The sequence below is a fragment of the Pontibacter vulgaris genome (assembly GCF_022758145.1).
Classification (GTDB): Bacteria; Bacteroidota; Bacteroidia; order Cytophagales; family Hymenobacteraceae; genus Pontibacter; species Pontibacter vulgaris.
In genome coordinates this window covers 864,297-877,224 of sequence record NZ_JAJVDH010000002.1, presented here as the reverse complement: position 1 = coordinate 877,224, position 12,928 = coordinate 864,297, and the positions used below count along the sequence as shown (strand labels likewise).

The 12,928-nt window shown below is 46.8% G+C and carries 11 protein-coding genes and 1 tRNA gene; 10 read left to right on the top strand and 2 right to left on the bottom strand.

Features of this window, described 5'->3' with window-relative positions:
• Nucleotides 1-578: 578 nt before the first annotated feature.
• Nucleotides 579-660: transfer RNA gene (locus LWP20_RS05005), tRNA-Leu, on the bottom strand.
• A gap of 104 nt (nt 661-764) precedes the next feature.
• Nucleotides 765-1,487 (bottom strand): phosphatase PAP2 family protein, encoded by a 723-nt coding sequence (locus LWP20_RS05000; RefSeq protein WP_242927012.1) that lies wholly within the window; start codon nt 1,485-1,487, stop codon nt 765-767.
• A gap of 100 nt (nt 1,488-1,587) precedes the next feature.
• Here LWP20_RS05000 and thpR point away from each other — a divergent pair, with 100 nt between their 5' ends.
• The 10 genes from thpR (at nt 1,588) to LWP20_RS04950 (ending at nt 12,872) form a co-directional block, all read left to right on the top strand.
• Complete coding sequence (gene thpR, locus LWP20_RS04995; RefSeq protein WP_242927011.1) at nt 1,588-2,142, top strand: RNA 2',3'-cyclic phosphodiesterase; 555 nt, start codon at nt 1,588-1,590, stop codon at nt 2,140-2,142.
• A 50-nt stretch (nt 2,143-2,192) separates the two neighbouring features.
• Nucleotides 2,193-2,684, top strand: a complete 492-nt coding sequence (locus LWP20_RS04990; RefSeq protein ID WP_242927010.1) for a CinA family protein — start codon at nt 2,193-2,195, stop codon at nt 2,682-2,684.
• Between the two features lie 56 nt (nt 2,685-2,740).
• A complete protein-coding gene (locus LWP20_RS04985) occupies nt 2,741-3,394 on the top strand; it encodes a class I SAM-dependent methyltransferase (RefSeq protein WP_242927009.1) in 654 nt (217 codons plus the stop codon).
• 52 nt (nt 3,395-3,446) lie between these two features.
• Nucleotides 3,447-5,279, top strand: a complete 1,833-nt coding sequence (locus LWP20_RS04980) for a M61 family metallopeptidase (RefSeq protein ID WP_242927008.1) — start codon at nt 3,447-3,449, stop codon at nt 5,277-5,279.
• 106 nt (nt 5,280-5,385) lie between these two features.
• Nucleotides 5,386-6,051, top strand: a complete 666-nt coding sequence (locus LWP20_RS04975) for a hypothetical protein (protein WP_242927007.1) — start codon at nt 5,386-5,388, stop codon at nt 6,049-6,051.
• A gap of 148 nt (nt 6,052-6,199) precedes the next feature.
• A complete protein-coding gene (locus LWP20_RS04970) occupies nt 6,200-7,216 on the top strand; it encodes an MBL fold metallo-hydrolase (RefSeq protein WP_242927006.1) in 1,017 nt (338 codons plus the stop codon).
• A gap of 78 nt (nt 7,217-7,294) precedes the next feature.
• The gene (locus tag LWP20_RS04965) at nt 7,295-8,758 is read left to right on the top strand and encodes a sodium:solute symporter (protein WP_242927005.1); all 1,464 of its coding nucleotides are present in this window, start codon (nt 7,295-7,297) and stop codon (nt 8,756-8,758) included.
• A gap of 656 nt (nt 8,759-9,414) precedes the next feature.
• Nucleotides 9,415-11,232, top strand: coding sequence for an ABC transporter ATP-binding protein (locus LWP20_RS04960; protein WP_242927004.1), 1,818 nt, complete (start codon nt 9,415-9,417; stop codon nt 11,230-11,232).
• Between the two features lie 146 nt (nt 11,233-11,378).
• On the top strand, nt 11,379-11,897 hold the full coding sequence (locus LWP20_RS04955; protein ID WP_242927003.1) for a hypothetical protein: 519 nt from the start codon (nt 11,379-11,381) through the stop codon (nt 11,895-11,897).
• Between the two features lie 105 nt (nt 11,898-12,002).
• A complete protein-coding gene (locus tag LWP20_RS04950) occupies nt 12,003-12,872 on the top strand; it encodes a DUF2911 domain-containing protein (protein ID WP_242927002.1) in 870 nt (289 codons plus the stop codon).
• Nucleotides 12,873-12,928: the final 56 nt, after the last annotated feature.

Below are 12,928 nucleotides of genomic sequence, written 5' to 3'. Positions count from 1 at the left end.
TCTGAGTTTAAGTCTGAGCCAGGATTAGTATAGACCTCGTAGCGCGCGCAGCTCCTACGAGCGTCTTGCTTATAGTTTTATGGTTATAAATGCTCCAACCACCCCTAACCCCTCCTTGTCTAAGGCGGGGAGTTTTTCTGCTGCTGCTTTTAAAGTTATAGTTTTATAGTTGCTGTTGTTACACCCCTATAGTCCCCTCAAGGGGACAGTTCTGCTTTAGTTGCACAGCCGCTAACGAAGAAGTGTCTTTTCCAGTCCTTGGGTTGAGCGCCTTTTATTGTTGCGGTGCTGAGCTTGCTCAGCAGCCCGCAGCGGAGCGAGGAGCAGCTTCAATAGACAGCGCGATGCCAAAGGACGAGGCCGCCTGGCCTGAGGGCACCAAAGTATAAAATGAAACGATAGGCAAGTTAAGCTCTCAGGATGGAAGGACATTTGAAAGGATAGCGTACTAACCTAATTACAAAAGCTTCAACTATGAAACTTTACCAGACCACCATAGCCTCAGGATAACATTTTGAAGGGCAAAAGTATAAAAACAAAAAGGCCAGCTTTGCAGCTGGCCTTTAACATTCTTAGTGTGCGCACGGGGAGACTCGAACTCCCACACCCGAAGGCACAGGCTTCTGAGACCTGCACGTCTACCAATTTCGCCACGTGCGCATTGGCACTAAATCAAATGTACTGTCCCAAAACCCTTTAACCCTTGTAGATTGGGATTGCAAAGGTATAACAGATTTTTTTATCTGCAATAGCAGCCTGTAAAATTATTCGTTTCCAGTGAGGATTTCATCCTCTACTACCGGGGCAATTTCTTTACGGGTATAACGCTCTATACGCCGCAACAACGATATCCCGATTATAACCCACAGAAAACCAGCAGCAAAACCAGCCAGCACATCTGTCGCATAATGCACCCGCAGGTAAATCCGGCTAAAGCCGATAAAAAAAATAAAAACTGCGATCAGGGCTACCAAAGTATAACGCAAAGCAGGCCGCTCTACATTTTGCCAGACCAGGTAAATAAGCAAACCATAAAAAGAAGCGGCCACCATAGAGTGCCCGCTCGGGAAACTAAGGCCCGATGCTTCAACCAGTGGCGACAGCGGCCGTTGCCTGTCGAAGAAAAATTTCATAACCAGGTTAAGTAAAATACTGCCCAGCGCCACAACCGGCACTTTTAAAGTATACCAGCGGTGCTTGCGGATAAAAAGAAAGTAAGCACATAGCAACAATGCCGCAGGGGTAAGAAAATGGCGCGAGGCAAAGAAGGTGATAAACTGGATAAAACTATTTATTTCCGGACTCCGCAAGTCTCCGGCAAACGCAAAAGCCTTCTCGTCGATGCCCAGGTTATTACCATCCGAAATCTCGTTTCCTAAGTATAAAAACCCGATTATACATACAACAAACAGCAGGAGCACCAACACCAACTCTACTGTAAATAAGGCCGTTTCTGCCACTATTTTTTTATAGATATTCCGGATCATAGGGTCATTTGTATTTATTGCTTTAAACAGTAAATGCTACAACTGCCTCTCACTTACGTATTTTGACAAGAGAAGGCGCTTTTATACTTGTACCTGTTCTATGACAAACACCATACGTTTATTTGTTGCAGCCGCTTTGCCCCCAGCGTTAAAAAAGCATCTTAGCGAAGCAGTGGGCCATTTTACTGATCCTGTTATACGGGTGTTGCCCGAAGAAAATTTACACCTCACTTTATACTTTATCGGCAACGTGCCGCCATCAGAATTGCCCCGCATTAAACAAAGTATACAGCAGGTAGCGCAAAATCATGCCCCTTTTACACTGGAGCTGGAACAAACCGAGCCGGGCCCAAAGCCTAAATCGCCGCGACTAATCTGGGCACGTTTTGCACAAAGCACACCCTTCGAGAACCTGAGCCGCGACCTGACAAATGCATTGGCACCGCAGCCGCCTGCCAGGCAAAAAGCTATTGCGCATATTACGCTGGCCCGTTTCCGGAAAGATAAGCCTGCCCCGAAAGGTTTGCCCAACATTGCACCGGATACGCCTGTTTCGCTTGCTGTAGATACCATCGGATTGTGGCAATCTGAAATCACTTCGCCTCACCCACGGTATTCAGTGCTGGAAACATACTCCTTATCTCAAAACCAATAAGGGCCTAAAGCAGTAAGATAAGCACTCCATTAACTTCGCTTATACTTGCCATGACGCAGAACGAACTGACAGAAATCATTATAAAACTAAAAGACAAAGGACTTACCCTGGCTTTTGCCGAAAGTTGCACAGCCGGTATGCTGGCTTCGGAATTTGTGAAAGGCAAAGGCAGCAGCGATGTGCTGAAAGGAAGTTTGGTGGTGTACCAGCCGGAAGCAAAAAAGAAACTGCTCGGTGTGAAGCAGGAAACCCTGGATTTATACACAGCCGAATCGCAGCAGGTAACAAACGAAATGGTAATGGGCCTGAAAAAAGCACTGAACGCCGACATCAGCATTGCCACCACGGGGCTGGCTGGCGAAGGTGCCTCCGAGAGCAGCGAAAAGCCGGTAGGCACCATGTTCGTGTCTGTTTTATATGATGGTAAAGCCGAGGAGTTCAGGGAAGTTTTTAAAGGCAACAGCCTCGCCATCCGCAAAGAACTGACAGATTATATTTTCGAAAAGCTGAAAGGAATTCTGGAAGAGCATTACGACCGTTAAGCCATAGTTTATACTTTTGCCCGAGCTTATACTTTCTAACGTAGCCCGTTTTATACTTGCCCCACCTCCCCGACAGCGGTTTTGATAAAGTAGCCCCGTTTTACGACAGGCTGGCAAAGCTTGTTTTTGGCAATGCGCAACAACAGGCGCAACACTTCCTGCTTCAGTTTATTCCGCAACACGCCCGGGTGCTTATTATTGGCGGCGGCAGCGGCTGGGTGCTGGAACAGGTTCTGAAGTATAGCCAAGCCAGTTATATTTTATACTTAGAGGCTTCTCCCAACATGCTCCGGCTGGCGCAGCAACGCTATCAGCATGCAGGTATAAAACCTGATACTATAGTAGAATTCAGGCTGGGAACGGAAGCTGAATTACGCCCGGCAGATGTGTTTGACGTCATTCTCACGCCTTTCCTCCTCGATCTTTTCCCGCCGCAGCGCCTGTACCAACTTATGCTCAGGCTTAACACAGCCTTATCTGCCAACGGCTTGTGGCTCTTTACTGATTTCTGGCTGCAACCTACGCCGCCGTTCTGGCAACAATTGCTGGTAAAAAGTATGTATTTGTTCTTCGGAACTGTAAGCGGAGTAAAAGCAAACAAGCTCCCGGATTATCAGAAACATTTCGAAGAGCTTAACCTACAGCAAGTTGCTTCAGAATCATTTTTCCACAACATGATTAAATCCAAAGTATACCGCAGGCAAGCTTAGTTGTGCAAACTCAGTAAAAAAGCTATATTTAAGTTTTAACACCTATCAGACTATGAAAAATAAAATATACGGCCTTCTTGGCTTTGCCTTGTTATTGGCTTCGCAGCCACTGTCAGCGCAGCAAAAAGTAACTTATAGCCTGTCTTTCCCCAATGCGGTTCACCACGAAGCCGAGATCAGTGTTACTTTTTCCGGCATTAAAAACGATACCCTGAAAGTATTGATGAGCCGAAGCTCGCCGGGCCGCTATGCCTTGCATGAGTTTGCCAAGAATATATACAGCGTACACGCCACTAATGCTCAGGGCAAACCATTGCCGGTAAACCGGGCAAATACAAACCAGTGGGATGTAACAGGCCACAACGGCAGCGCCACCGTAACTTATACTTTGTTTGCAGACCACGCCGACGGCACCTATGCCGGTATAGACGAAACGCATGCGCACCTTAACCTGCCTGCCACCTTGCTGTACGCCAAAGAATTTGAGAAGGCTCCGGCTGCTGTTACATTTAACCTGCCCGAAGGCCGCAACTGGAAAGTAGCCACCCAGCTGAAACCCGAGAAAGGCAATACCTACTCGGCACCTAACTTCCAGTACCTGATGGACAGCCCTACCGAGCTTAGCAATTTTGACATGGCCGAATGGACAGTTAATGAAAACGGCAAAACCAAAACCGTGCAGGTTACCCTCCACCACCAGGGCACGAAAGAGCAGTTTAATGCCTATGCCGATAAAGCCAGAAAAATTGTAGCCGAACAACGTGCCATTTTTGGCGAACTACCTGATTATGACTTTGGCCGTTATACATTTATTGGCTGCTACATGCCACAGGCGTCAGGCGATGGCATGGAACACCGCAACTCTACTATGCTTACCAGCTCTGCGCCTTTGGCAAAAGCCATGAACGGGCAGCTTAATACCGTATCGCATGAGCTTTTCCATTCCTGGAACGTGGAGCGCATCCGCCCGAAGAGCCTGGAGCCCTTTAATTTTCAGGAAGCGAATATGAGCGAGGCTTTGTGGCTGGCAGAAGGTTTCACCAGCTACTACGGCGACCTGACCATGGCCAGAACAGGCATTTTTGATTTAAAGAAGTATGCATCCGGCCTTGCCGGCGATTTAAATTATGTGCTCCTTTCCCCGGGCCGCCAATACCATAGTCTGGTAGAGATGAGCAAACAGGCTCCTTTTGTAGATGCCGCCCGCTCCGTAGATCCTGTAAACCGCCACAATACCTTTATCTCATACTATACCTACGGTAGCATGACCGGCCTCGCCCTGGACATGACGCTCCGCCAGAAGAATAACAAAACGCTGGATGATTTTATGAAGGCGCTCTGGAGCAAATATGGCAAACCTGAAAAACCTTATACTTTAACCGATTTAGAGCAAACCCTGGCCGAAGTATCCGGAGATAAAATATGGGCAGCAGACTTTTTCAAAAACAGCATTAACGGCAGCCAGTTGCCAGATTTTGAGCCGCTGCTGGCCCAGGCAGGTTTGCAATTACGCAAGGCCAATTCTGGCCAGGCAACCTTGGGTATGATGGGCTATGAGTATAGCAAAACAGGCGCTAAAATTACGACCGGTACGTTTATTAACTCAGCCGCCTACAAGGCCGGTTTAGACAGGAACGATGTTATACTTACACTGGACGGCAAAAAAGTAAGAAGCGAGAAAGAACTGAAAAAGATACTGGGCAAACACAAACCCGGCGACAGCATTCCGGTTACTTTTGAGCGCCTCGGCCAGCCCCGTACTGTTAACCTTACTTTAGATGAAGTACCAACCCTGGAGCTTGTACCGTTTGAAAGTATAGGAAAAACGCTGACACCAGAGATGGAGCAGTTCAGAAAAGCGTGGCTTAACTCAAAAGCAGGTTAAAACAAAAGCAGCCTGAAGGCGTTGATGTTATAACCACGAAGCAAAGTATAACCATTGCTTTTTAGGCACTTAAACAGTAACTTTGAGTAAACCTGAACCCAGATCAGTGAAAAAAATACTACTAACCATACTTGCGGGCAGCCTGCTTACAGCGGGCCAGGCAATGGCGCAGTCGGGCGTAAAACCTGCATTGGATGCGGTGCCTGCAGCAACAGCTACGTCAGCTTCAGCGCCCGCAGCAGCCACAACGGTTCCGGCTGCTGTAAAGCCATCTTTCGCAGGCCCCAGGTTAAACTATAACTTATCGGCAGGCGCCAGCTTTAACAGTCAGTTTGGCGGCGCCACATATGTAGAGCCATCGGTTCGCTATAATGTTACCAACCGTTTCAGGGCACACGCCAGTTTTACTTACCTGAATGTGCTGCCCCATAACGAAACTGTAGCCAACCCCGAAGGCGGCACCATGTTGCGCCGTACCGGCAGCACCGGCCATTACATCGTAAGTGCAGGCGGCGATTACCTGGTAAACAACCGCCTCATACTAAGCGGCAACATCTGGAAAGATTTTTCGAACACAGCAGGTCAAAACAACTTGTACAATAACTTCTACAGCCCGGGCAGGTATGGTGCCGATTTTAAAGCTACCTACAAAATAACCGAGCATTTTACCGTAACTGGTGGTTTGCGCTATACTGATGGTGCTTTGCCGTATTACAACTCGATTTATGGCCCCGGTTATGGCAGTTATCAGAGCAATCCATTTGGTTACTAATCCGAATCAATACAATTTCAGGAACGCCTTCTTATACCTAGAAGGCGTTTTTCTTTGTAAAAACAGCAACTTTTAATACCTGTAACTGTACCTCTTCTTTCCTGTTTACCGTTTACAGTTATATTTCCTGAAACAAAGGCAGATTATTTTGCAGCAGAAAAAGAACCACATACGGCACATCAAAAACGACAAGCTCCCTGTTATAAAGCCTGATTACCGGGGAAACAAAACCCAGAACGGGCGCTTTTTCAATGTTAATAAGCTTTACGAACCTGAGCTTGGCAATGTACTGCGCTGGAAATTTTCTGCTAACCCGCAACGCGACGAGAAAAAGTTCGATACCTATGTGCCTGCTACCATCAGCAACTGTGATTTTATACATGCTGAGGAGGATATGATCGTATGGCTGGGCCATGCCAGTTTCTTTATTCGCTTTGGTGGCGTTACCTTTCTTACAGATCCTATATTTTATGATCTGCCGATGATGAAACGGCGCACAAGCCTGCCCTGCGCGCCTGAGAAATTAAAGAACATTGATTTTTTATTGCTGTCGCATGCACACCGCGATCATCTTGACAAGAAATCTATCCAGAAAGTATACGAGCACAACCCACAGATAAAAAGCCTGGTGCCCTTGCAGGCAGGCAGCTTATTGCGTAGCATTGAGCGGCACCTGCCTTACCAGGAAGCAGGCTGGTACCAACGCTTTGACCTGACACCTGATCACGTAGAGATATACTTTTTACCGGCATCGCACTGGCACCGCCGTGGCCTGAACGATATGAATAAAGTGCTTTGGGGCAGTTTTTTGCTCAAGACCCAAAACCAAACTTTATACTTTGCCGGCGACACCGCCCTCGATAGTCATTTTGAAGAGATAGAAGCTTTGTTCGGTCCTGTGGATGTGTGCATTATGCCGGTTGGCGCTTATAAACCATCGTTCCTGATGCAGCAAAGCCACCTGAACCCCAACGAAGCTGTTAAGGCCTTTAACATCCTGCGCGGCGGCACCTTTATACCTATGCACTATGGCACATTCGACCTGTCGGATGAGCCAGCGGGAGAGCCGGTGCGCCTGTTGCAGAAAATTGCAGCTGCTGGTTTGCTGCAAGGCCTGCAACTGCCTGCCATCGGGGAGCCGCTCCTGCTGAAAGAACTGCTGTAAAGGCCGCTTCTTACGCTTTATAGTTTGCTATATTTGCAACTGCTTGCTGCACGAGGCAGCTTTTAACAATAGCAAACTATGTCAGCTACCTTTATCTTAAGCTTAATTATAGCTTATTTCGGTATACTTATCCTCATTTCATACTTTACTAGTAAAAACACCGATTCCGATACTTTCTTCCTGGCTAACCGGCAATCGCCGTGGTATGTGGTAGCTTTCGGCATGATCGGTACAACCTTGTCGGGCATTACATTTGTGTCGATACCGGGTATGGTAGAGAAAGCGCAGTTCTCATACCTGCAACTGGTGCTGGGTTACCTGCTGGGTTATGTGGTAATTGCACTGGTGCTCATGCCGCTTTACTACCGGCTTAACCTGGTATCAATTTATACTTACCTGGAGCAACGGCTGGGTTTTTGGTCTTATAAAACAGGGGCTGCTTTCTTTCTTCTGTCGCGTACGCTCAGCGCGGCTATTCGCCTGTTTCTGGTGGCGGGCGTGCTGCAATTAGCCGTTTTTGACGATCTGGGCATTCCTTTTTCTGTTTCGGTTATCATTACCATACTTCTGATTTGGATCTATACTTTCAGGGGTGGTATGAAAACCATTATCTGGACAGATACTTTCCAGACGGCGGCCATGATGCTGGCTGTTATCAGCACCATTTTTCTTATTTCAAATGAGCTTAACCTATCGTTCAAGGGTATGGTTGATACTGTTACAGCCAGCAAGTATGCGCAGGTATTTGTCTGGGATTATAAGGCAGGAAATTACTTTCTGAAACAGGTATTTTCCGGCGCTTTCATTACCATTGCCATGACCGGGCTGGACCAGGACATGATGCAGAAAAACCTGAGCTGCAAGAACATCGGCGAAGCAAAGAAGAACATGTTCTGGTTCAGTGTTATTTTGCTGATCGTAAACGTTCTTTTCCTGTCATTGGGAGCGCTGCTTTATACTTACGCCAGCCAGAAAGGCATTGCGCTGCCGGCCAAAGCTGATGATGTGTATCCGTTCCTGGCGCTTAATCACTTCCCATACTTTGCAGCTATTGCGTTTATACTTGGTATTATTGCCATAACTTACGCCTCCGCCGATTCTGCTCTTGCAGCGCTTACCACGTCATTCTGCGTTGATTTTCTAAACTTTAAAGAGCGAAGCGAGCACGAGCGGGTGCGCCTTCGTTACTTTGTGCATGCTGGTTTTTCGGTAGTGCTTGTGCTGGTAATTTTTGCTTTCCGGATGTTAAACAGCGAGAGCCTAATAACGACTTTATTTGTATTGGTAGGTTATACTTATGGCCCGTTGCTGGGTCTTTATTCATTCGGCTTATTTACCAAGCGCAACATCCGCGACAAGTTTGTTCCTGTTATTTGTGTGTTGGCACCTGTACTTACCTATATCATTAGCTCTAACTCAAAAGAATGGCTCTTTGGATATGAGTTTGGTTTTGAAGTTCTGCTCCTGAACGGCCTACTGACTTTTACCGGCTTGCTGGCTGTTTCTAAAAAAAATAATAAGCTGGAACTGGCTCAGAAGTAATCTGGAGATCAGGAAACCTTTGCCTGTTATTTTGAGCTTGACAAGAAATCTAATTCGACAGAAGTATAAACCCACCCTGCACCCCTTCTTGTCCAAGGCGGGGAGTGTTCTGTTCTCGATATTGTTGAAAGTATAGTTTCATAGTTATGGACCTGCGCGGACAGGTCGCGACCTGTCCCTACGGAAATACAGTGCTGAAAAATCTCGGAGCTTACGGTTTCAAAGTATAAATGAGCAATTGCTATGAGGAAGTTATCAGTTTTCCTGTGAGGCGCCTTGTGAGATTCCGGTGCCTGCAAGGCATTGCGACGCAGGAGCAAAGGAAGGGAACACAGCGCTGAACAGGAAAACGAGCCCTCGCGGGCTTGGAGCGAACCAAAGTATAAAATGAAACAATTGGTAAATAAGACTTGAGGAAGAACAGCAAGTATGTAAGTATAGCCTGCTAACTAACTGCAAAAGCCTCAACTATGAAACCCAACATATAAATGCTAACTTACCTTTACTGCCAATTCAGGCAGAATGCTTACCTTTGCAGGATTAGTTGGGATTGTGGCATTTTTATGGCGTCTGCGCTGTTAATCACAAAACCCATTGCTTTAAAATCCATCTACAGGATAGGAAAAACAGCAAATTCTTAACACAACATTTAATTAATGGCAAAACGCGGAATCGGGCTAAACAGCGCGCAGGAGAAAGAAGGCAGAAAAAGCATCAGCAAAGAAAGCTTTCGTCGCGGGCTCCGCATTTTTAGCTACGTACTACCTTACAAGTATAAGTTTATAGTTGGATTGATCTTTCTGGTGCTTTCCAGCCTTACCATGATGGTTTTCCCTTTTATCACGGGTAAACTTGTAGACTCCTCTACCGGCAACGCCGACTGGTTCCTGAAAGACATCAACATGATTGCGCTGGGGCTGTTTGCGGTAATCCTGCTGCAGGGTACTTTTTCATTTTTCAGGGTATACTTTTTTGCGCAGGTTAGCGAAAACGCCGTGGCCGATATTCGCCGCGACCTGTATACAAAGTTCGTATCGTTACCTATTTCTTTCTATGAAAAGCGCCGCGTTGGCGAAATTACCAGCCGTATTACAACCGATGTAGCCCAGGTACAGGATGCTTTCTCGATAACATTAGCCGAGCTTTTCCGCCAGGTAACTACCCTTGTCGTTGGTATCGGCATTATCATGTGGACATCCATAAAACTATCGATGTTTATGCTGGCTACCTTCCCGGTACTGGTGGCACTGGCCTTGGTTTTTGGTCGCAGAATTAAAGGCTTGGCCAAGAAAACGCAGGACGAACTGGCTAATACCAACGTTATTGTAGAAGAAACTCTGCAGGCAATCAGCACGGTAAAAGCTTTTACAAACGAGTTTTTCGAAGTGGGCCGCTACAAAGCATCGTTGGGCAGAGCGGTAACTACAGCCCTTTCTGCTGCTTACTATCGTGGTGCTTTTATCACTTTCATTATCGTAGGCTTGTTTGGGGGCATTATCCTGGTAATATGGTATGGTGCCACGCTGGTTCATAACGGCGACCTTACAATTGGCGATCTTACTTCGTTTATTATTTATACGGTTTTCATTGGAGCATCTGTTGGCGGCTTAGGCGAGATCTATGGCAAAGTACAGGCATCTTTAGGCGCTACAGAACGCATACAGGAGATACTTAACGAAACTGAAGAACCAACTGACAAGAGCATTAAAGCCCTGAGCGAGGTACCAAAAGTACACGGTAACATCACCTATAGCAATGTTGCTTTCTCGTACCCTACCCGCACTGACGTACAGGTGCTGCGCGATATAAACCTGAATATTCGTTCCGGTGAAAAAATAGCGCTGGTGGGCCCAAGTGGTGCCGGTAAATCAACTATAGTGCAGTTGCTGATGCGTTTTTACGATGTGCAGCATGGCGGCATTACGGTTGATAACATGGATATTCGCGACATGAACCTGACCACCTTGCGTGGTAATATTGGCATTGTGCCACAGGAAGTATTATTGTTTGGCGGCACCATCCGCGAGAACATTGCCTATGGCCGACCAGAAGCCACCGAAGACGAAATTATACTTGCCGCTAAAAAAGCCAACGCTTACAACTTTATAGAAGCTTTCCCGGAAGGGCTGGATACGCTGGTTGGTGAGCGCGGTATAAAACTTTCAGGAGGACAGCGCCAGCGCGTGGCCATTGCCAGAGCTATACTTAAAAACCCTGCTATACTTATACTGGACGAAGCAACCAGCTCGCTCGACTCAGAATCGGAGCAACTGGTGCAGCAGGCCATGGACGAGCTGATGAAAGACCGCACTACCATCGTGATCGCGCACCGCCTGGCAACCATCCGTAAAGTAGACAAAATATTGGTGATAGATGGCGGCGAAATAGTAGAGGTTGGCTCACACGATGAGCTTTCTAACAACAACGACGGTATTTATGCCAACCTGCTCAGGCTACAGTTCGAGCTGAGCTAAAGATTTTACTTATTGATTAACCTGGAAACCTGTCGGAGCTTCCCCGGCAGGTTTTTTCCGTTTTATATATACTTAAAACTATACTTTTGCGTATGCATGTTTCGTAAGCGCCAACATTATTACGGCACCAGCACCTACTACCCTACATGCTACACCACACCCGCATTTTTATACTTATACTTTGCCTGTTTCAGCTGCCATTTTTAGTAGCAGCGCAAGGTGGCCGGCAAAAACTAAAAGCACTCAATTCTTTATACTTAGAGCTTGGCGGCAACGGCGACGTATACTCCCTCAACTACGACCGCATCATTTACCAGCAACAAAAACTAAAAGCCGGCTTACGGGCTGGCATAGGCTCTAACCTCTTTTTTCTGCCTGAAGAGCCATCAGCATATCCTATTGTACCCGTAGAGGCATTCGGCATGCTGGGCAACCGGGCGAAACATTTTGAATTTGGCCTGGGTTATACCCGCCGTTTCACAGATGCCCCCGACCTGATACAGAGCATGTATTTTGGCCGTATCGGGTTCCGGTATCAGCCGCCGCGGGGAGGCATGCTGGTGCGCTTGGCAGCCACTCCATTTATCTCCTCAGAACCAAATGCCAAAACACCGGGCAGAGCAGTCGTACCGCGTTTTGGGTTGAGTATAGGGCGGAGCTTTTAGTCTGTCGTGTATCGTGTGCAGGCTGCAATGCGTATTCGCTAAAGCCCTTTCTTTTTAGTAATATTACAGGTAGAAAGTATAATCATCCAAACCAATTATAAAACCATGAAGAAAAGTATACTTGGCTTTGCCCTATCGGCTGCCCTTCTTTTTGGCGCTGGTGCCGCTCAGGCTCAGATCGCTATGCCTGCACCCAGCCCTGCTTCTACTGTAACCCAGAAAGTTGGCTTAACAGATGTTACCGTTACGTACTCACGCCCATCGGTAAAGGGCCGCACCATTTTTGGAGGCGACGTAGTACCTTACGATAAAATGTGGCGCACCGGTGCTAATGCTGCTACTATCATTAAATTCAGTGATGTAGTAACTATAGCTGGCAATAAAATTCCTGCCGGCGAGTATGCGCTTTATACTATTCCGGGCAAAACAGAATGGACGATCATCCTCCATAAAAATACCAAGCATTGGGGCGATGGTGGTAAAGAGTATAAGCAGGAAGAAGACCAGGCTCGTTTTAAGGTAAAGCCTGAAACCAATCCACGTGCCGTAGAATCTTTCACGATCAACTTTGCTAACCTGAAAAACAACGCTGCTGATGTAGAGTTGCTATGGGATAAAACAATTGCCAGCTTCACCATCGAAACAGATGTGGAAAGCAAAGTGATGGCTCAGATTCAGGAGAAAGTTGTAAACGGCAAAGACGTAGCGCCGGGTATGTATGCCGCTGCTGCTACTTACTACCTGGAAACTGGCAAAGACCTGAAGCAAGCTGCCGAGTGGATGAAAAAAGCTAATGCAAACGAACCTAAATTCTGGAACTTGCATACACAAGCCAAAATTCAGGCAAAGATGAAAGACTATAAAGGTGCTATTAAAACTGCCGAACAGTCTATGGCGCTTGCAAAAAAAGAAAACAACGACGACTATGTGCGTATGAATGAAAAGGTCATAGCCGAGTGGAAGAAAATGAAATAAAGCTGCTATAGCTTTTTAAACATGGAAAGCCTCTGCTCTGGCAGGGGCTTTCTGTT

Excerpts from the sequence above, each read along its gene's own strand:
- LWP20_RS05000 (WP_242927012.1), bottom strand. The coding sequence starts at position 1,487 with ATGATCCGGAATATCTATAAAAAAATAGTGGCAGAAACGGCCTTATTT.
- thpR (WP_242927011.1), top strand. The coding sequence starts at position 1,588 with ATGACAAACACCATACGTTTATTTGTTGCAGCCGCTTTGCCCCCAGCG.
- LWP20_RS04990 (WP_242927010.1), top strand. The coding sequence starts at position 2,193 with ATGACGCAGAACGAACTGACAGAAATCATTATAAAACTAAAAGACAAA.
- LWP20_RS04980 (WP_242927008.1), top strand. The coding sequence starts at position 3,447 with ATGAAAAATAAAATATACGGCCTTCTTGGCTTTGCCTTGTTATTGGCT.
- LWP20_RS04965 (WP_242927005.1), top strand. The coding sequence starts at position 7,295 with ATGTCAGCTACCTTTATCTTAAGCTTAATTATAGCTTATTTCGGTATA.
- LWP20_RS04960 (WP_242927004.1), top strand. The coding sequence starts at position 9,415 with ATGGCAAAACGCGGAATCGGGCTAAACAGCGCGCAGGAGAAAGAAGGC.
- LWP20_RS04955 (WP_242927003.1), top strand. The coding sequence starts at position 11,379 with ATGCTACACCACACCCGCATTTTTATACTTATACTTTGCCTGTTTCAG.
- LWP20_RS04950 (WP_242927002.1), top strand. The coding sequence starts at position 12,003 with ATGAAGAAAAGTATACTTGGCTTTGCCCTATCGGCTGCCCTTCTTTTT.